At 65.8% G+C, this 19,213-nt stretch carries 19 protein-coding genes; 7 read left to right on the top strand and 12 right to left on the bottom strand.

Annotated elements, in window-relative coordinates; genetic code table 11:
• Positions 1–225 precede the first annotated feature (225 nt).
• Both QSV46_RS15450 and QSV46_RS15445 read left to right on the top strand, forming a co-directional pair.
• Positions 226–2,391, top strand: a complete 2,166-nt coding sequence (locus tag QSV46_RS15450; RefSeq protein ID WP_314952609.1) for an anthranilate synthase component I — start codon at positions 226–228, stop codon at positions 2,389–2,391.
• A gap of 9 nt (positions 2,392–2,400) precedes the next feature.
• Positions 2,401–2,940 (top strand): adenine phosphoribosyltransferase, encoded by a 540-nt coding sequence (locus QSV46_RS15445; protein ID WP_314952605.1) that lies wholly within the window; start codon positions 2,401–2,403, stop codon positions 2,938–2,940.
• A gap of 40 nt (positions 2,941–2,980) precedes the next feature.
• Here QSV46_RS15445 and QSV46_RS15440 read toward each other — a convergent pair whose 3' ends face one another.
• The 10 genes from QSV46_RS15440 to QSV46_RS15395 all read right to left on the bottom strand — a co-directional run bounded on the left by QSV46_RS15440 (position 2,981) and on the right by QSV46_RS15395 (position 13,352).
• Positions 2,981–3,649, bottom strand: a complete 669-nt coding sequence (locus tag QSV46_RS15440; RefSeq protein ID WP_314952603.1) for a hypothetical protein — start codon at positions 3,647–3,649, stop codon at positions 2,981–2,983.
• Positions 3,650–3,711: 62 nt separating this feature from the next.
• Positions 3,712–4,464, bottom strand: a complete 753-nt coding sequence (locus QSV46_RS15435) for a hypothetical protein (RefSeq protein ID WP_314952600.1) — start codon at positions 4,462–4,464, stop codon at positions 3,712–3,714.
• 195 nt (positions 4,465–4,659) lie between these two features.
• Entirely contained in the window at positions 4,660–5,877 is a 1,218-nt protein-coding gene (locus tag QSV46_RS15430) for a M48 family metallopeptidase (RefSeq protein WP_314952597.1), read from the bottom strand.
• 129 nt (positions 5,878–6,006) lie between these two features.
• Complete coding sequence (locus QSV46_RS15425; protein WP_314952592.1) at positions 6,007–6,567, bottom strand: LemA family protein; 561 nt, start codon at positions 6,565–6,567, stop codon at positions 6,007–6,009.
• Between the two features lie 137 nt (positions 6,568–6,704).
• Complete coding sequence (locus QSV46_RS15420) at positions 6,705–7,682, bottom strand: small ribosomal subunit Rsm22 family protein (RefSeq protein ID WP_314952589.1); 978 nt, start codon at positions 7,680–7,682, stop codon at positions 6,705–6,707.
• Positions 7,683–7,794: 112 nt separating this feature from the next.
• On the bottom strand, positions 7,795–11,259 hold the full coding sequence (gene smc / locus QSV46_RS15415; RefSeq protein ID WP_314952587.1) for a chromosome segregation protein SMC: 3,465 nt from the start codon (positions 11,257–11,259) through the stop codon (positions 7,795–7,797).
• Between the two features lie 217 nt (positions 11,260–11,476).
• A complete protein-coding gene (locus QSV46_RS15410; protein WP_314952584.1) occupies positions 11,477–12,133 on the bottom strand; it encodes a DsbA family protein in 657 nt (218 codons plus the stop codon).
• 129 nt (positions 12,134–12,262) lie between these two features.
• On the bottom strand, positions 12,263–12,760 hold the full coding sequence (locus QSV46_RS15405; RefSeq protein WP_314952581.1) for a DUF721 domain-containing protein: 498 nt from the start codon (positions 12,758–12,760) through the stop codon (positions 12,263–12,265).
• A 12-nt stretch (positions 12,761–12,772) separates the two neighbouring features.
• Positions 12,773–13,096: a HigA family addiction module antitoxin gene (locus QSV46_RS15400; RefSeq protein WP_028134868.1), complete on the bottom strand. Its 324-nt coding sequence runs from the start codon at positions 13,094–13,096 to the stop codon at positions 12,773–12,775.
• Positions 13,068–13,352 (bottom strand): type II toxin-antitoxin system RelE/ParE family toxin, encoded by a 285-nt coding sequence (locus QSV46_RS15395; RefSeq protein ID WP_314952575.1) that lies wholly within the window; start codon positions 13,350–13,352, stop codon positions 13,068–13,070. The genes QSV46_RS15400 and QSV46_RS15395 overlap by 29 nt, the downstream gene beginning before the upstream one ends.
• A gap of 83 nt (positions 13,353–13,435) precedes the next feature.
• Here QSV46_RS15395 and mutY point away from each other — a divergent pair, with 83 nt between their 5' ends.
• A complete protein-coding gene (gene mutY, locus QSV46_RS15390; RefSeq protein WP_314952572.1) occupies positions 13,436–14,536 on the top strand; it encodes an A/G-specific adenine glycosylase in 1,101 nt (366 codons plus the stop codon).
• A gap of 67 nt (positions 14,537–14,603) precedes the next feature.
• Entirely contained in the window at positions 14,604–15,026 is a 423-nt protein-coding gene (locus QSV46_RS15385; RefSeq protein WP_314952571.1) for a PaaI family thioesterase, read from the top strand.
• Between the two features lie 189 nt (positions 15,027–15,215).
• Here QSV46_RS15385 and QSV46_RS15380 read toward each other — a convergent pair whose 3' ends face one another.
• On the bottom strand, positions 15,216–16,496 hold the full coding sequence (locus tag QSV46_RS15380; RefSeq protein ID WP_314952569.1) for a flavin-dependent oxidoreductase: 1,281 nt from the start codon (positions 16,494–16,496) through the stop codon (positions 15,216–15,218).
• Between the two features lie 128 nt (positions 16,497–16,624).
• Here QSV46_RS15380 and QSV46_RS15375 point away from each other — a divergent pair, with 128 nt between their 5' ends.
• Entirely contained in the window at positions 16,625–17,245 is a 621-nt protein-coding gene (locus QSV46_RS15375) for a glutathione S-transferase family protein (RefSeq protein WP_314952567.1), read from the top strand.
• A gap of 216 nt (positions 17,246–17,461) precedes the next feature.
• Here QSV46_RS15375 and QSV46_RS15370 read toward each other — a convergent pair whose 3' ends face one another.
• Complete coding sequence (locus QSV46_RS15370) at positions 17,462–18,379, bottom strand: LysR family transcriptional regulator (RefSeq protein ID WP_314952564.1); 918 nt, start codon at positions 18,377–18,379, stop codon at positions 17,462–17,464.
• Positions 18,380–18,470: 91 nt separating this feature from the next.
• Here QSV46_RS15370 and QSV46_RS15365 point away from each other — a divergent pair, with 91 nt between their 5' ends.
• Together QSV46_RS15365 and QSV46_RS15360 are read left to right on the top strand one after the other, a co-directional pair.
• Positions 18,471–18,914, top strand: coding sequence for a nuclear transport factor 2 family protein (locus QSV46_RS15365; protein ID WP_314952562.1), 444 nt, complete (start codon positions 18,471–18,473; stop codon positions 18,912–18,914).
• Between the two features lie 53 nt (positions 18,915–18,967).
• Positions 18,968–19,135: a DUF1127 domain-containing protein gene (locus tag QSV46_RS15360; protein WP_314952847.1), complete on the top strand. Its 168-nt coding sequence runs from the start codon at positions 18,968–18,970 to the stop codon at positions 19,133–19,135.
• The last annotated feature ends 78 nt before the right edge of the window (positions 19,136–19,213 follow it).

Raw genomic sequence — 19,213 nt, 5'->3', positions numbered from 1 at the left:
CCGAACTGGCCCAGGTTCCCCGCCCTTGACGCCGTCGCCCGGCCATGGTGAGTATCCGCCCATGAGCACCGCCGTCCGCCCAGCCCGTCTTTGGTGGCGCACCTCCTGAAGAGGTGGCCGGTGCGATTTCATTTCCCAAAATCGTCTGAGGTCGCCCACGCAGTGCGGCGGCCTTCTCGTTTGTCCTGTGTGGCGTTTCCTCGGCAAGTTTCGTAAGAGGACGACATGAACAGGACAGTCTTTGCCCTCCCGGCCAGAAGCGATTACGTGACCCGCGCGGGTCTCGCGATCACGCGCGTGGCCGAGCAGTTTACCGGCGGCGCCAGCCGGCTCGACGACCTCGTCAACCTGCTCGACCGCCGCCGCGGCGTGGTGCTGTCGTCGGGCACGACCGTGCCGGGCCGCTACGAGAGCTTCGACCTCGGCTTCTCCGATCCGCCGCTCAAGCTCGAGACCACTGGCGTCAATTTCAAGCTGGAAGCGCTGAACGAGCGTGGGCAGGTGCTGATCGCCTTCCTCGCCGATGTCCTGCGCCAGCCCTGCGTCGTGATCTCCGAGAAGACCACGTCGCGGCTCGCCGGTCACATCATCCGCGGCGATGCACCGATCGAAGAAGACCAGCGCACGCGGCGCGCCAGCGTGATGTCGCTGGTGCGCGATCTCGTTGCCGCCTTCTCGGCCAATGACGACGGGCTGCTCGGCCTGTTCGGCGCCTTCGCCTATGACCTCGTGTTCCAGATCGAGGACCTCGTGCAGAAGCGCCCGCGCGAGGCCGATCAGCGCGACATCGTGCTCTACGTCCCCGACCGCCTGCTCGCCTATGACCGGGCCACCGGCCGCGGCGTGGTGCTGACTTACGATTTCGCCTGGAAGGGCCAATCCACCGCGGGCCTGCCGCATGAGACGGCCGAGAGCCCGTACCAGAAGACGCCCCGCCAGGGCTTTGCCGATCACGCGCCTGGCGAATATCAGGCCACCGTGGAGACTGCGCGCGCCGCCTTCGCGCGCGGCGATCTGTTCGAGGCCGTGCCCGGACAACTCTTCGCCGAGCCCTGCGACCGCTCGCCGGCCGAAGTCTTCCAGCGGCTCTGCGTCATCAACCCGTCCCCTTATGGCGCGCTGATGAATCTCGGCGAGGGCGAATTCCTGGTGTCGGCGTCGCCCGAAATGTTCGTGCGCTCCGACGGACGCCGTGTCGAGACCTGCCCGATCTCGGGCACGATCGGGCGCGGCCTTGATGCGATCGGCGATGCCGAGCAGATTCGCCAGCTCCTGAACTCGGAGAAGGACGAGTTCGAGCTCAACATGTGCACCGACGTCGACCGCAACGACAAGGCGCGCGTCTGCGTTCCCGGTACGATCAAGGTGCTGGCGCGGCGGCAGATCGAGACCTATTCGAAACTCTTCCACACCGTCGACCATGTCGAGGGCATGCTGCGCCCCGGTTTCGACGCGCTCGACGCCTTCCTCACCCATGCCTGGGCCGTCACCGTGACAGGCGCGCCAAAGCTCTGGGCGATGCAGTTCGTCGAGGACCACGAACGCTCGCCGCGGCGCTGGTACGCCGGCGCGATCGGTGCGGTGAATTTCGACGGCAGCATCAACACCGGCCTCACCATCCGCACCATCCGCATGAAGGATGGTCTGGCCGAAGTGCGCGTCGGCGCAACCTGCCTGTTCGACTCCGATCCCGCCGCGGAGGACCGCGAATGCCAGGTCAAGGCGGCCGCGCTGTTCCAGGCGCTGCGCGGCGATCCGCCAAAGCCGCTGTCGGCGTTCGCGCCTGATGCGACGGGCTCGGGCAAGCGGGTGCTGCTGATCGACCACGACGACAGCTTCGTGCACATGCTTGCCGATTACTTCCGCCAGGTCGGTGCCGACGTCACTGTGGTCCGCCATGTGCATGCGCTCGACATGCTCAAGCGAAAGACATGGGATTTGCTGGTGCTGTCGCCTGGTCCGGGACGCCCCGAGGATTTCGGGATCAAGAACACCATCGATGCGGCGCTGGAGAACAAGCTGCCGGTGTTCGGCGTCTGCCTCGGCGTGCAGGCGATCGGCGAATATTTCGGCGGCGAACTCGGCCAGCTCACGCATCCCGCCCACGGCCGGCCCTCGCGGGTGCAGGTGCGCGGCGGACGCTTGATGCGCAACCTGCCGAACGAGATCGTCATCGGCCGCTATCACTCGCTCTTCGTCGAGCGCGACAGCATGCCGGAAGTTTTGTCCGTCACTGCCAGCACCGAGGACGGCGTCGCGATGGCGCTGGAGCACAGGACGCTGCCCGTCGCCGGCGTGCAATTCCACCCGGAATCGCTGATGTCACTCAGTGGCGAGGTGGGTTTACGAATTGTCGAGAATGCGTTCCGGCTGAATGCGGACGTCGATTGAGAGGCACCAATGACCTTTGACCACGATCTGAAGGCGAGCGTCCGCACCATCCCCGACTATCCCAAGCCGGGGATCATGTTCCGCGACATCACGACCCTGCTCGCGGATGCGCGCGCGTTCCGCCGTGCGGTCGACGAACTCGTCAATCCCTGGGCCGGCAACAAGATCGACAAGGTCGCCGGCATGGAGGCGCGCGGCTTCATCATCGGCGGCGCGGTGGCGCATCAGCTCTCGGCTGGCTTCGTGCCGATCCGCAAGAAGGGCAAGCTGCCGCACACCACCGTGCGGATCGCCTACTCCCTGGAATACGGCATCGACGAGATGGAGATGCATGTCGACGCCATCGCGCCCGGCGAGCGCGTCATCCTGGTCGACGACCTCATCGCCACCGGCGGCACTGCGGAGGGCGCGGTGAAGCTGCTGCGCCAGATCGGCGCCAATGTGGTCGCGGCCTGCTTCATCATCGACCTGCCCGAACTCGGCGGTGCCGCCAAGCTGCGCGCCATGGACGTGCCGGTGCGCACGCTGATGACGTTCGAGGGGCACTGAGTAGCACGGGCGAAATAGATCGCCCGGGTCAATTTACAAATCAGGACCGTTGCAGGATCAGGCTGAGCTCCAGCTCCCGGAACGCGAGGTAATTGCGCCGGGTCCATTGGTGCAACTCGGTCGAGGTGTCCTTCTCCTGCCGGAGGTAACCGGTGAAAGAGAAGTTCAGCCGGTCGATATAGGTCTTGAGGAAGCCGGGCAGCGCGGGCAGGCGGAATAGACGGCCGCCTTCCATCGCAGCAGGCAATTCGCCGCGGATGACATATTCGTTGTCCACCGTGATCAGGTTCATCCGCGGGATCTGGCCGCGCAGCATCTCGTGGGCGCGGGCCGAGACGCGGTCGGTGTCGGCGACAAACAGGATCTGCGGTGCGACATGCCGGCGCGCCGCTTCCTTCAAAAGCCCGATCTCGTCGGCCATCTTGAAGAACTCGTCGAAGGCGTGGAAGCCGAGGTCGATGACCTTGGCAACACCATCATCGACGATGACCCGGTCCATCAGCTGCATCTTGCCGAACGTATCGATCACGTCCGCCGTTTCGGTGACCTTCGGCAGGTAATCGAGCAGCGACGGCTCCTTCAGGTTGACGTCGAAGGCCGCGACGTTGCCGTTCTTGAGCAGCAGGAATTCGGCAAGCAGCCGCGCCAGCAGGGTCTTGCCGACCTGCGGGCGGGGCGAGCAGATGATGTAGACGGGTGTCGCGGGCATCACGAGCTATTATCTGAGCGAACTCTCCGCCCAATCCAGCCGTATCCACACCTCGCCCGCAACTATTTTTCGCTATTGCGGCCGGCGGACTTCGAACCGACGATGTCGGTCAGGCGGATGCGGTCGAACTCGCTCCAGACGTTGGCCAGCCAGTGCCGGACGTAACCGCGCAGCACGAACGAATAGTTCGCGGCCTCGTCGTTGATGCCCTTGTTGGCGACGAATTTCAGGAACGGGACCGAGGACACCTCGACCTGCTCGTAGGCCATCTCGTTGAGCTTGGGGATGGTCAGCTCGGTCGCGTCCTTGATGCGGTGGAAGTAGGAATTGTAGGTCGCCTGGTCCCACTGGAAGAACTGGGTGTCGTTGATGAAGTTCTTCACCAGGAAATATTTTGCGCCGGTCATGAAGCCCGCGGTCTCGGCGATCTCGTCCAGCGAAGCGATCGAGGGGCCCAGGATGTGGAACACCGCAAAGGTGATCTGGCCGGCCTTGGCGGCGTCGAGGAAACCGATGTCACGCAGCGAGGCCAGAGCCGGCGAGAGCAGGCCGGCGCGGACGTCGATCACGGTCACCGACGGGCTGGTCGCGTTGAGCGTGTCGAAGATCTTCATCTGATCCGACGTCGTCGTCATGTCGACGATCTCGGTGATGTCAGGGTGGAAGCGCTTCAGGGTTCCGCGGGGCGACTCCGTGTCGAAGGCGCGTGTCGGCACGTTGTTGGCGGAAAAATAATCGAGCAAGGTACGCGACACCGTGGTCTTGCCGACCCCGCCCTTGTCCGCGCCTACCACAACCACTGCCGGCTTTGCCATTGCTGTCCCCTAACGCGCCCTCCGATTGCGCTTTGCAACCGGCCGGGCCCCAAATCGATGTCCCGAGTCTGCTGTTGGGCGCGAACATGGCAGAAACAAGGGAGAATTCAAATCTCTGGCACCCGGTTGAGGCAATTCCCGGAGTTTTTCCAAGGCCTCGCGAAACCAGCCGCACGTGACGGCAAATCACGCCCCTCAATGGCGGCCCCAAGGGCCCATGGGATTGATCGGGGTGGCTGTTGCGGTTCCGGCGGGACTCGGCGCGGGCACGGGCGGCGGACTGGCCGGGCCGCCTGCATCGTCCCAAGGTCCTTGGCGCAGCGGCGGCGGTTCGTCCTGCTGTTCGGACTGCGCCTCAGGCGCGTCCGCCTCGTCGCCGGGCGTCGGCAGCGGGCCGGGATCATGGCCGCCGGCGAACTTGACCAGCGCGTCGACCCGCGACTGCACCGACGGATGGGTCGCGAACAGATCGGCAAAACCCTCGCGCGGGTTGTCGACGCAGAGCTCCATCACCGCCGAGGTCGCGCCCGGCAGTTCGCCGCGGTTCTCGATCTTGCGCAGCGCCGAGATCATGGCATCGGGGTCCTTTGTCAGTTCGACCGAGCCGGCGTCGGCGAGATATTCGCGCGAGCGGGACAAAGCGAGCTTCACCACCTGCGACAACAGCCAGGCCACCACGATCAGCACGACCGCGATGATGATGACGATCACCGCCCCGCCGCCGGAGCTCTTGCTGTCGCTGGATGACGAGGACGATCGCGAGGATGAAGAGGAGTCCGACGACCACGAGCCGCCACCGGAGTTCCAGCTCAAATTCGTGAACAGGCGGAAGAACAATTCGCCGAAGAAGCCGACCACGCCGGCGATGATGACGGCGACGACCATCAGTTGCACGTCGCCGTTCCTGATGTGGGTCAGCTCGTGGCCCAGCACCGCCTCGATCTCCTTGTCGTTCAGCGCATCGAGCAGACCGGTGGTGACGGTGATCGAATATTGCCGCGGATTGAGGCCGGTCGCGAACGCGTTCAGCGCCGGGCTGTCCATGATCTTCAGCTTCGGCATGGTGATGCCGCGCGAGATGCAGAGATTTTCGAGCAGATTGTAGAGCCGCGGCTCTTCCTGCCGGGTGATGTCGTGACCGCCGGTGACTGCATCGATTATCGACTGGTGGAAGAAATAGGCGATCACGACCCAGGCGGCCGCAACGATCGTCGCAACCGGCGCGGCGACGATCAAATCGTGGAAGGCGCGGCTCAGGTAGAAAGCAACGGTCTGGTTGCTGTCGATGAGAGCCTCGGCGATCAGCGCACCGGCATAGACCAGTACGTAGATCAGCAGGAACAGGCCGGCAAGCAGCAGCATCGAACGAAACTTGTTCGAGGCGATGTGCGTGTAGAGACCATACGCGGCCATGACGCGCCTTCGTCAATGTCCATCGTTCCGGGGCGCGCCGAAGGCGTGAACCCGGAACCTCGAGATTCCGGGTTCGTCGCTTTGCGACGCCCCGGAATGACGAAGAAAAATAATGGACATGTCAGACAATCAGAACTTCACCTGGGGCGTGGCCTCGACGTCGGTGCGGCTCGCGCCGAGATCGAAGAAGTCCTTCTTGGTGAAGCCGAACATGCCGGCGAACAGGGCGGCGGGCATCTGCTGGATGCCGGTGTTGTATTCCTGGACCGCGCTGTTGAAGAAGCGGCGGCTCGCCGCGATCTTGTTCTCGAGGTCGGAAAGTTCGCTGGCGAGTTGCTGGAAATTGGCGTTGGCCTTGAGGTCGGGATAGGCCTCCGACAGTGCGATCAGCCGGCCGAGCGCGCCGGAGAGCTGGTTCTCGGCGGCGGACACCTGCGACGGTCCCTGCGCGGACATCGCCGAATTGCGCGCCTTGATGACGTCGTCGAGCGTGCCGCGCTCATGCGAGGCATAGCCCTTCACGGTCTCGACCAGGTTCGGGATCAGGTCGTGACGCTGCTTGAGCTGCACGTCGATGTCGGCAAAGGCCTGGCCGACCCGTTGGCTCAGTGCCACCAGGCGGTTGTATGCGCTGAACGCCAGGAACACGAGGACGACGATGACGCCGAGAACGATCCAGCCGGTCGACATGGAGAACTCCTGAAGGGGGAAGAGGCGGGTGCAGCCTAGACCAGATTGGCGCGGAGCGAGAGCCCCGGCGCAGAGGGAAGGTAGGATTTGGTCGGAGCGGAAGCCATCCGAGTTCAAGGCGAAAGCGGCGATCGAGGTTAACTTTCGGACAGAACGGCGTCGCCCCAGCGCCAGCGTCGGGCGCTTGCATAAGCGGCCCTGTCGCGGCGCGGCACCTTCGTCGCGGCGACACCGTCCTCAGTGCAGAGCTTCGCCGTGATTTCGGCCTTGCCGACCTCCGGCGGCGCCAGCACGCGCGAGGTGCGCGTGGCGGGCGGCGTGCGGGTCAGGGCGACGTAAATAAAACGCTCGTCCTCGAACGGCACGTCGGCGCCCTTGATCTGGCGGTGCGCCTGCGAGCGCGGCAGGCGCTGGTTGAAATGACACCAGTCCGGTGCGGTGAGGGGGCAGGGCTTTTCATGCGGGCAGGGCGCGGCGACATGAGCGCCGGCTGCGATCAATTGCTGGCGCAGCGCGAGGATGCGCGCGTAACCGGCGGGCGTGCCGGGCTCGATCACGACCAGCGCGCGGCGGGCCTTGGCCCACATGGCGTCTGCGAGTTTGCGCTGATCGCCCTCACCGAGCTCGCCGATGACGTAGCTCGCGACCACGAGATCTGCCTGCGATGCGTCGGCGAGGTTGGTGCCGGCATCGCCCGGCAGATAGCGGCAGTCCGCCAGACGCGTGCTGTCGCGGGCGAGTTCGAGCGCGAGCCGGCTCAAGGTGGCGTTGGCGTCGAGCAGCGTGAAGTCCTGCAGCGACGGAAAGGCTTCCGCCGCGGCCCAGCTTGCGGTGCCCGGACCCGCACCGACGTCGAGCAGTGTCTCCGGGGCAAGGCTTGGTGCGATCTCGGTCAAAGCGTTCAGGCTGGCGGCCACCGCCGCGTAGGTCGCCGGCATGCGCGCCAGAGCATAGGCCAACGCATCGGCGTCGGTTTTGATCGTGCCCGAGCCGCCGCCGGCGCGGTAGGTGGTCGAGATTTTCTGCGAGCGCTGTGCAGCGTCGGTGCGCGAAAAGCCCTGGAGCTTGCCGTCGAGGGAGGCCTTGAGTTCAGGCGGGAGTGTGGGCGAGATCATCTTAATTCGCCGTCATTCCGGGGCGCGCGTAGCGCGAACCCGGAATCTCGAAATGGTGGCACGAGATTCCGGGTTCGATGCTGCGCATCGCCCCGGAATGACGGCCAAAAAATCACGCCACGTTCTGGTCGAGGATGTCCACCGCCTCCGACAGGCTCACCGACACCAGTTGCGAGACGCCGCGCTCGGCCATGGTGACGCCGAACAGGCGGTTCATCCGCGCCATCGTGATCGGATTATGCGTGATGATGATGAAGCGTGTGTCGGTCGAGCCGGTCATCTCGTGCAGCAGGTTGCAGTACCGCTCGACGTTGTGGTCGTCGAGCGGCGCGTCGACTTCGTCCAGCACGCAGATCGGCGAGGGATTGGTGAGGAACACCGCGAAGATCAGTGCCATCGCGGTCAGCGCCTGCTCACCGCCCGAGAGCAGCGACAGCGTCTGCGGCTTCTTGCCCGGTGGTTTTGCGATGATCTCGAGGCCGGCTTCCAGCGGGTCGTCGCTCTCGATCAGGTGCAGCGCGGCCTCGCCGCCGCCGAACAGTTCGACGAACAGGCGCTTGAAGTGGTTGTTGACCACCTCGAACGAGGTCAGCAGCCGCTCGCGCGCCTCCTTGTTGAGGCTCTGGATGCCCTGGCGCAGCCGCTTGATGGCCTCGACGAGGTCGTCGCGCTCGGTGACGAGACCGGTGTGCTGGGTCTCGACCTCGCGCAGCTCTTCCTCGGCGCGCAGGTTCACCGCGCCCAGGCGCTCGCGGTCGCGGCGCATCTTCTCGAGCTCTTCCTCGATGTCGTGCAGCGGCGGCAGCTCGGCGCCGGGCTCGATCTCGGCGAGGCCGGCAACGGCCTGCGGCTCGACCTCCAGCATGTCGCGGATCTCACGCTCGATGTCCTCGAGGCGGCGCCGGGCGCTCTCCATGCGCTCCTCGGCGCGGGCGGTGGCCTCGCGGGAGCTCGACAGCGCCTCGAGCGTCAGCTTCGCGACGCGATCGGTTTCGGCCATCGCGCTTTCCGCGGCGGCGAGCGCGTCGGCGGCCATCCGGCGGTCGTTTTCGGCGTATTCGATCTCGGTGATCAGCGCGCTGCGTTTCTCGGCGAACACCGCGGGCGCGTTTTCGAGATCGCCACGCTCGATCGAGAGCTCGGCGATGCGGGCCTGGATGGTGTCGATATGGGAGGCCGCGCTCTCCTTGCGGTTCTGCCACTCCGTGCGCTCGGCGAGGATCGCCTGGACGCGGCGGTCGGCGAGCTCGGCCTCGCGCGCCAGCGCCTGCGCCTCGGCGCGGACCTGGGCGGCCATGCGGCGATGGCCTTCGATGTCACTGCGGACGGCCGCGAGATGGGTCTCGGTGTCCTCGCTCGACGGCAGCTCGGTGATGCCGGCCTCGGCATATTCGTACGCGGCCTCGGCCTCGGCGCGGTCGGCGGCGAGGCGGCTGTGCGCCTCCGACAGCGTCGCCTTGCGGGCGGCGTGGCGGCTGATCTCCCGCTCGGCGGTGGCGTGGCGCTCACGCGCGACGTTCAGCTCGCGCTGCGCAGCGCGCCAGGCTTCGCGGCTGGCACCTTCGGTGCTCGCCGCCATCTGCAGCTCGGACTCGGCGTTCTCCAGCGCCTGACGCTTGATCTGCGCGTCGATGCGGGCCTGCTCCAGCTCGTTCTCGATGTCGACGAGACGGGCGCGCTCGGCAAGCCGCCGGGCCGCGCCGGTCGGAGCGTGAGCCGCCGCGACGAAGCCGTCCCAGCGCCAGACGTCGCCTTCGGGCGAGACCAGCCGCTGGCCGGTCTTGAGCTGCGAGACCAGCTCGGCACCGCGCTCGCGCGGCACCACGCCGATCTGCGCCAGGCGGCGGGCCAGCTCGGCCGGGGCCTGAACGTGATTGGCAAGCGGCACGACGCCCTCGGGCAACTCCGGATCGCCGTCAGTGACGCCGGCATTGGTCCAGCGCATCGGCGCGGAGGGATCAACCGGCGCATCGAGATCGTCGCCGAGCGCGGCGCCGATCGCCTTCTCAAACCCCTTGTCGACGGTGATGCCGTCGATGATCGGCGGCCACAGATTCTTGGTCTCGCCGTTGACGATCTTGGAGATCGTGCGCGCCTCGGTCTCGAGCCGCTGCACGCGCTTGTCGGCTTCGACCAGCGGCGAGCGCGAGGATTCCAGCGTCTGGCGCGCGGCGACATGCGCAGCTTCGCTGGCCTGCGCGGCGGCTTCCGAAGCTGCCAGCGTCTGCTCGGCGGTCTCGACCGTCGCGGTCAGCTCGTCGAGATCGCCGAAGCCGCCGGTCTCCGTAGCGAGCTTCTGCTCCTCCGCGGCGACATTCGCGATCTCCTGATCGAGACGGGCGAGCTTGTCGCGATGGGTGCGGACGTTGGCTTCGAGCTGGTTGCGCTTGGCGGTGAGGTCGGCGAGCGCGGTGGTGAGCTCGGCGAACTGCTGCTCGGTTTCGGTCAGCACCGCCTCGGCTTCGGCGACGCGCTCGTCGACGCCGGAGCGCTTCTCGACGCGCGACTTGATCTCTTCCTTCAGCTCGGCGTCTTCGGTGTCGAGCCGCTGCAGCGCGACGTCGGCGTCCATGGTCTGCTGCTGGGCGCGGGAGATGTCGCCCTCGAACTGGGCGAGGCGGCGCTCGAGTTCGGCGACGCGCTCCTTGGCGCGCTCTTCCTCGCGGTCGAGCAGCTCGCGGGCATTGGTGAGGCGCTGCAGCCCCGCCGCAGCGCGCGCTTCGGCATCGCGTAGCGCCGGCATTTCTGCGGCGCGGATGGCCTGGATGCGGGCGGCTTCGGCCTGGTGCTGGGTACGCTCGGCCATCTCGCGAACGGCGAGATCATGGGTCTGGCCGGACTCGTTGACGTCGGCATGGGCGCCGATCCAGCGCAGATGGAACAGTGTGGCTTCGGCCTTGCGGACCTTGGCCGCGACCTCGCGATAGCGCACGGCCTGGCGGGCCTGCTTCTTCAGCCCTTCCACTTGCCCCGCGAGCTGGCCGATCACGTCCTCGACGCGGGTGAGGTTGGTTTCGGCCGCCTTGAGCCGCAGCTCGGCCTCGTGGCGGCGGGCATGCAGGCCAGCGACGCCGGCGGCGTCTTCCAGCACGCGGCGGCGCTGCTCCGGCTTGGCCTGGATGATCTCGCCGATCTTGCCTTGGTGGACGAGGGCCGGCGAGCGCGCGCCGGTGGCGGCGTCGGCGAACAGGATCTGCACGTCGCGGGCGCGCACGTCGCGCCCGTTGATGCGGTAGACCGAGCCGGCCTCGCGCTCGATGCGGCGGGAGATTTCCAGCAGCTGGCTGTCGTTCATCGCCGCCGGCGCGGTGCGATCGGCATTGTCGATCGTCATCGTCACTTCGGCGTGGTTGCGGGCGGGACGGTTGCCGGAGCCGGCGAAGATCACCGCGTCCATGTCGGCGGCGCGCAGCGACTTGTACGAGGTCTCGCCCATCGCCCAGCGCAGCGCTTCGACCAGATTCGACTTGCCGCAGCCGTTGGGTCCGACCACGCCGGTCAGGCCGGGCTCGATGACGAAGTCGGTCGGCTCAACGAAGGACTTGAAGCCGTGAAGTCGCAGGCGGGTGATTTTCATAAGCACGCATCTCTGTTGGCAGGCGCGAATCCCCCTGCCGGGACAATACCATGGAAGGCAGTGTCGCTATCCGGGCGAGTCGCGCGAGGCGCCTCATGCGGTCGGACAATGGCCGCCGCGCGCCGCGAGGGCAACCGGCGAAAGCCGCTTTTCCCAAGGGATTTATGCCGGGAAAGCTACGGCTTTCGAGATGCGAATCAGGATCGTGACGAGCGAATCAGCTCTTCAGCAGCGGATTGATCTTCTTGGCGAAGTCCTCGAACGAGGTCTCGCCCTTGATCTTCTCGCCGTTGATGAAGAAGGTCGGTGTCGAATCCACCTTCAGCACGTCGCTGGCATATTTCTGGTCGGCGGCGATCTTGTCGAGCAGCGCCTGGTCCTTCAGGCAGGCCTCGACCTGCTGCTGGGTGAGGCCGGCCTGCTTGCCGATCCGTGTCAGGGTCTCGGTGGTGTTCTTCATCACCCAGTCGTTCTGCTGGCGGAACAGCATGTCGGTGACCGCGAAGTATTTCGGCGCGTCGTCCTTGGCGATGCAGCGCGACAGCATCGAGCCGGCGGCGGCTTTGATGTCGAGCGGGAACTCACGGAAGATGTAACGCACCTTGCCGGTGTCGATGTATTCCGACTTGATCTTGGGGAACACCTGCTCGTTGAACGCCGCGCAATGCGGGCAGGTCATCGAGGCGTACTCGGTGATGGTGACGGGGGCCTCCTTCGGACCGAGCGCCATGTCGGGCAGCGACACCGGCTTGGCGACGTCGCCGGCCGCCTGCGCCATGGCGTCGGAGATGAATCGCAGCGGCGAGAACCCGGCAACCGCGGCAAGCCCGGTCAGCGACAGCATCGTGGTGAAGGCGCGGCGGGTGATGATCAAGGTCGGCTCCCGAATTGGCGTGGCTCGCCCGCGTATCGTAGGTTCCGGGCGGCCTGTCGCTAGCTTGAAACGTGGTTTGAGGCAATGGCGAGCGGCAGGGACGGGTCCAGATTGGGCGCGAAATAAGGCTCAATTTCGCTTGATGGCGGCCCCGAGCCGCGCCAGCGCCGTCTTCAATTGTTCATCTTCGATGTCCCCCAGGCTCTCCGCCTCCCTGGCCACCGATTTGGGATCCGGCGGGGCGGGGCGGGCCGGCCGATGGGCGCGCGACAGCGGAGCCTGGCGGAAGGCGAGCTTGCCGACCGCGCTCCAGCCGAAGAAGCGGTTGACCCGCTCCAGGATCACGTCGGCCGAATGCTGGATCTCCAGCGCCATTGGCCCTTCGACCCGCAGCACCAGGGTTGCCGGCTCCTGCGGCTGGCCCTCCACCGGCCGCGGCCATTGCATCTTGAGCGGCTCGGCATGGGCCGCGATCTCCGGTCCGGCGATCTGCGCCCACCGCGTCACCAGCTCGCGGGCGGCAAAACCCTGCTTGGCATAGGCCTCGGCAAAGACGTCATTGAGCAGGACCCCGAGCGGCTTGGCACTGATGGGACCGGGCTTGAAGATGGGAGGAGGCTTGGACATGGGCCCTGTCCGTTATGCCGCCGCGCGGGGCCGGATGGCCTTGAGGTCGCGATCGATTTCACGGCGCCGCTGCATCAGATCGTAATCCATCTGGAGCCCCAGGAAGAAGCCCTCCGACAGACCAAAATAGCGGGCGAGCCGCAGGTCGGTGTCGGCGGTGATATCACGCTTGCCCAGCACGATCTCGTTGATCCGGCGCGGCGGTACGCGAACGGCACGCGCCAGCGCATTCTGGCTGAGATCCATCGGCTTCAGGAACTCCTCGAGCAGGATTTCACCGGGATGGGGATTGCGGAGAAGCCCGTTCCTAGTCGTGGTAGTCGACGATTTCGACATCTCTCGGTCCTCCGTCGTCCCAAACAAAGCAGATGCGCCATTGATCGTTGATCCGGATCGAATGCTGGCCCTGGCGGTCGACCTTAAGAGCTTCGAGCCTGTTGCCCGGAGGAACCTTGAGATCGGCCAACAGCCGGGCTTGATTCAACAGACGCAGCTTTCGCAAGGCTACATTTTGAATGTCGGGCGGCAGTTTCCGACTTCGCCGCCCGGACCAGATCAACTCTGTCTCGGAGTTGGCGAAGCTCTGGATCATGCTTGTGTATAACGCAAGGCGTTATAGCAGGCAACTTCCCTGTCGCGCTGGCCACGGGCGTAATCCTCCTCTAGTAAAAGCGGATGCCCCCCACGACCGCGCTCAAGAAGGAACGGAGCTCGGCGGCGAGCACCTCATCGGCTCGCCCGAAGCTTCTGCTCGCCTGGTACGACCGCCACCGCCGCCGATTGCCCTGGCGCGCCGCGCCCGGGGAGGCGTCGGATCCCTACCGCGTCTGGCTGTCGGAGATCATGCTCCAGCAGACCACGGTGAAAGCCGTCGGGCCCTATTTCGAAAAATTCGTCGCGCGCTGGCCTGACGTCACAGCGCTGGGGCGGGCGTCGCAGGATGACGTGCTGCGGATGTGGGCCGGGCTCGGCTATTACTCGCGCGCGCGAAACCTCCATGCGTGCGCGGTCGCGGTGACGCGCGAGCATGGCGGCGTCTTTCCCGATACGGAGGCGGGGCTGCGCGCGCTGCCCGGCATCGGGCCCTACACGGCGGCGGCGATCGCGGCGATCGCGTTCGATCGCCGCACCATGCCGGTCGACGGCAATATCGAGCGCGTGGTGTCGCGCCTCTTTGCTGTTGAAGAAGAGCTGCCGCAGGCCAAGCCGCGGATCCAGCAGTTGGCGGCGACGCTGCTTGCGGATTCTCGCGCCGGCGACAGCGCGCAGGCGCTGATGGATCTCGGTGCCTCGATCTGCGCGCCGAGGAAGCCGGCCTGCTCGCTGTGCCCGTTCAGCGATGATTGCACCGCGCGCGCGCTGGGCACACAGGAAACCTTTCCGCGCAAGGCGCCGAAGAAGAGCGGGACGTTGCGGCGCGGCGCGGCCTTCGTCGTCACGCGCGGCGACGAGCTGCTCGTCCGCTCGAGGCCTGAAAAGGGCCTGCTCGGTGGCATGACCGAGGTTCCGGGCTCGGATTGGCTCGCCGGTCATGACGACGCTCAAGCCAAGCAGCAGGCGCCCGAGTTGAAGGGGCTGTCGCGCTGGCAGCGCAAGGTGGGCGTCGTCACCCACGTCTTCACGCATTTTCCGCTGGAGCTGGTGGTCTACACGGCGACGGTCGAGGCGCGTACCCGCGCGCCCGAGGGCATGCGCTGGGTGCCGATCGCGACGTTGGTCAGCGAAGCGCTGCCCAACGTCATGCGCAAGGTGATCGCGCACGGATTGGATCTCTAGGATCCATCCTGCTGACACCATGCTGTCAGTAGCGGTGCGCTATCCAGCGACGGCAACGGAGGTTTGCATGGTCAAGACTGCGCTGGACAACTTTCGAAAGCCGCCCTGCGCCGAGCTGCTCGGCTGGCGCCTGCTCGATGCGCGCCCGGAGGAGGGCTGGATCAAGCTCGCCTTTGAGGGCAAGCCGGAGTTCTGCAATCCGGCGGGGTTCATCCAGGGCGGCATGCTTTCGGCGATGCTCGACGACACCATGGGGCCGGCGGTGCTGGTGATGAGCGAGGGCCGGCTCTACACCACCACGATCAGCATGACCGTGAATTTTCTCAGCCCCGCCAGGCCCGGCCCCATCATCGGCGAGGCGAAGGTCACGCAACTCGGCAAGACGATTGCGTTCGTCGAAGGCAAGCTGATGGCCGAAGACGGCACGGTGCTGGCGACGGCCAGCGCGACCGAGCGGCTGCTGGAAGCGGCGAGGGTGGTTGGTAAATAGCCAGCCGCGGTTTCTTCTTCCCTTAGGTGGCGCGAAGCGCCGGTTGAGGGGTTGGTTCAGCGATCTCGAATGCGAGAGGTTTACTCGGAGAGAACCCCTCACCCGTGTGAGCCCGCGTCTACCGGCATTGCTGCCCTCTCCCACAAGGGGCGAGGGCACATCAATGCGCATCTCGCTACAGCGAGAGTATTACCCGCCCACCCGCTTCGCATCCCTACTCACGATCGGCGGCTTCGCGTTCAGCGCTTCGACCTGGAATCCCGCTACGCGCTTGTAGTTCGCGGCGATGTCTTCCAGCTCCTTTTGCGACAGCACGTCGGTCACGACGCCATAACCATGCGGCGCGCGCTCCTCGACCAGCTGCATCACCTGCTCGGGCCCGTTCTTGCGGTTGAGCAGGACGAGGTCGGTGGTCGCGGGCCGCCGCTCGGCCTCATAGGCGAGCAGAGCGGCCTGCGTCGGACCATGCGCCAGGATCTCGCGGGTGATGGTGCGGGCATCCAGGATCGCCTGCGAGGCGCCGTTCGAGCCGATCGGGTACATCGGATGCGCGGCGTCGCCCATCAGCGTGACCTTGCCAAAGGTCCATTGCGACACCGGATCACGGTCGACCAGCGGATATTCATAGGCGTGCGGGCAGTTCTTGATCAGGCCGGGCACGTCCAGCCAGTCGAACTGCCAGCTCTCGAACCACGGCAGAAACTCCTCCAGCCGCGCGGTGCGGTTATAGTCCTCGCGCCGCCATTGATAGGTCGGCGGCATGTGCCGCTCGGCAACCCAGTTGATCAGATGGTCGCCCGCCGCATCCGGCGCCTTGGAGATCGGGTAGCAGACGAATTTCAGGATCTCGTGCCCGGCCATGATCATGGTGCGGCCGGACAGGAAGGCTTTTGCCGGCGTGACTCCGCGCCAGAGGATGCGGCCGTTCCAGATCGGCGGGCCTTCGCCCGGATAGAGCTTTTCTCGCGCGGCGGAATGGATGCCGTCGGCGGCGATCAGGATCGCTCCGTCATAGGTCCCGGCGGCCTTGCCGGTCGCCCTGTCGATGAAATCGGCGCGCACGCCGTTTGCCGTCTCGCTCCAGCCGGTCAGATGATGGCTGGTCAGGATATTCTCGCGGCCGAGCCGCTCGATCGCGGTGTCGAGCAGGAGCTGTTGCAGCGTGCCGCGATGGATCGAGAATTGCGGCCATTTGTAGCCGGCCTCCAGCCCGCGCGGCTCGCTCCAGATCGGCTTGCCGTGCTTGGAGAAATAGGCGAGCTCGCGGGTCCGCACGCCGCTGGCATCCAGTTTGTCCATCAGCCCGAGCTCGATCAGCTCGCGCACCGCATGCGGCAGCACGTTGATGCCGACGCCGAGCGGCTTCAGCTCCGCGACGCTCTCGAACACTTTTGCGGGAACGCCGATTGCGTGCAGGCTGAGCGCGAGCGTCAGCCCGCCGATGCCGCCGCCGGCGATGAGTACGGTCATGACAAAACCCCTCCGATTGCTGGCGTCTTGGCACAGGCGAGCGGATGTGGGCAACTGCGAAGAGAATGTCCTGCTATAGACCTGAGGGGCGACAGCCGCTAATTTCCAATTTTCCCATGAGGTCCGACATGCTCAAGCTCTACTACGCCACCGGCACCTGCGCGCTCGCCACCTACATGACCCTGGAGGAGGCCGGCGCCGATTACACGGCTGAACGGCTGAGCTTCAAGGACAACCAGCAGACCAGCCCGGACTATCTCGCGATCAATCCGAAGGGCCGTGTGCCGGCGCTGGTGACCGATCGTGGCGTCCTCACCGAGACGCCGGCGATGCTGGCCTATATCGCGCAGACCTTCCCCAAGGCCAAGCTCGCGCCGCTCGACGACCCCTTCGACTTCGCCCAGGTGCAGTCGTTCAACTCCTATCTCTGCTCGACCGTGCACATCAACCATGCCCACAAGATGCGCGGCGCGCGCTGGGCCACGCAGGAGAGCTCGTTCGCCGACATGAAGGCGATGGTCCCGAAGACCATGGGCGCCTGCTTCGCCCTGATCGAGCAGAAGATGTTTAGAGGACCCTGGGTGATGGGCGATCAGTTCACGATCTGCGATCCCTATCTCCACACGCTCTCGCACTGGCTCGAAGGCGACAGCGTCGACATCAATGCCACGCCGAAGATCGCCGATCACTTCAAGCGCATGTCCGACCGCCCCGCGGTGCGCAAGGTGATGGACGCGCAGAAGGCGTAACAACCTCGGTGTCGTCCCGGGCAAGCGTAAGCGCAGACCCGGGACCCATACCGCGGAATCTATCGATCGCGTTCGCCAGAAGTACCGAACGACCAGTCTTCGCCAAACCACGCCCTGTGGTTATGGGGCCCGGATCGGCGCTTCGCTCCAGACAACGCTACGCGTTGCAAGAGCTGCGCTTGTCCGGGACGACAGCGGATTTTTTGAAGCCGCGTTCTATCCGGCCTTCCGCTTCTCCAGCCCCCGTCCCGTCTCCAGCATCAGCCGCCGCAGCCAGATCGAGCCGGGGTCCATTTGAGCGCGGGTCGGATAGAACATGAACTGCTCGTCGATCCCGGGGTCGAGCGGCGGCGCCACCGCGACGAGGCCAAACTGCCTTGACAACGCCGCGATGAGGCGGCGCGGCACGAAGGCGACGAGGTCGGTGCGGGCGGCGACGTGGAGCGCCTCGAGATAACCTGACACCATCAGCGAAATGTGCCGCTCGATGCCCTTGGCTCGCAGCCAGGTGTCGATCAGGTCCTCGCTCTGGCCACGGATGATCACGCCGACATGACGCGCGGCGAGGAAGGCCTCGTGCCGCTTCAGCTTCGCGCCAACCGGATGGCCGCGCCGGACCGCCAGCGCATCGCTGTCGGTGTAGAGCAGCTGGCGGTGAAAGCCCTTGAAGGCGTTGCCGATCGAGATCACGAGATCGATGGTGCGGGCGAAGTCGGCGTGGAAGATCGGAGAACTCCGCCACGGCACGACGTCGATGCGGACGTTGGGGGCGGCCCGCGTCACCTTCTCCATCAGCGGCGGCATCAACAGCTCGACCGCGAGATCAGGCATCATCAGGCGAAATTGCCGCTCGCTGCGCGCGGCGTCGAAATCATCAGGCACGAACAGCCCGCGCACCTGGTCGAGTGCCTGCGCCAGCGGCGCGCGCAGGGCTTGCGCCCGCGGCGTCAACTCCATCCGCGCGCCGGCGCGCACCAGCAGCGGATCGCCAAAAATGTCGCGCAGCCGCTGGAGCGCGTGGCTCGCGGCCGGCTGCGACAGTCCGATCCGAAGTGCGGCGCTGCTGACGCTGGCATCGCGCAGCAGCGCGTCGAGCGCGGTCAGCAGATTGAGGTCAAGCGAATTCAAATTCATGAGGCGAATAGATATCATATTCGATATCGATTTGAAGAATTCATCTCGCGCAGCGATCATCTTCGTATCGCCACCACACGGAGATGCCGCCATGAGCGCGAGCGCCAACAAGAAACTGATGCAGGATATCTTCGCCGCTGCCGCCAACCCCGACCCGGCCGTGCGCGACCGCTCCCTGTTCACCTCAAGCCTTGCCGACGATGCCAGATGGGTCGTGACCGGCCAGTATTCCTGGTCGCGCACCTTCACAGGCAAGGAAGCGATCCTCAACGATCTGCACGGCTATGTCCGCACCCGCCTGCGTGACCGGACACGCACCGTCGCCCACCGCTTCATCGCCGAGGGCGATACCGTCGTGGTGGAAGCCAAGGGCGACAACGTCACCCCGGAAGGCGTGCGCTACGACAACGACTATTGCCTGGTGTTCCAGCTGGAGGACGGCAAGATCAAGGAGATCAGGGAATATTGCGACTCGATCCTGACCGAGAAGGCGCTCGGTCCGTTCCCGCAAACGGGTGCGAGGGCCGCGAGCTGATCCGGTTGAGGACCATCTCGTCCGCCGGCCGGTGTCGTCCGCCCCGGCCGGCGGTGGTCGCGTCGATCTGGCGCAAATTGTCAGCGATCGTCCGTATCAGGCGCGAGCGGTCGCGGGCCCGGTATCACCTCGCCGCCATGAGCGAGCGCGAACTCCAGGACTGCGGGATGTCTCGTGCCGAGATCGCGTACGAGCTGACGAAGCCTACCCGGCGAAAATAGAGCGCGCGAGGGCTGCGGGGCGTCAGATTGCAGCAGGCCACCGCCTGACAAGCATGCCTCCGGGCTCCCGTGCAGAGA

The organism is Bradyrhizobium cosmicum, assembly GCF_032290525.1.
In the GTDB taxonomy this organism is placed as follows: Bacteria; Pseudomonadota; Alphaproteobacteria; order Rhizobiales; family Xanthobacteraceae; genus Bradyrhizobium; species Bradyrhizobium cosmicum_A.
The sequence above is the reverse complement of the archived record's forward strand: the minus strand, read 5'-3'. Positions and strand labels throughout refer to the sequence as shown.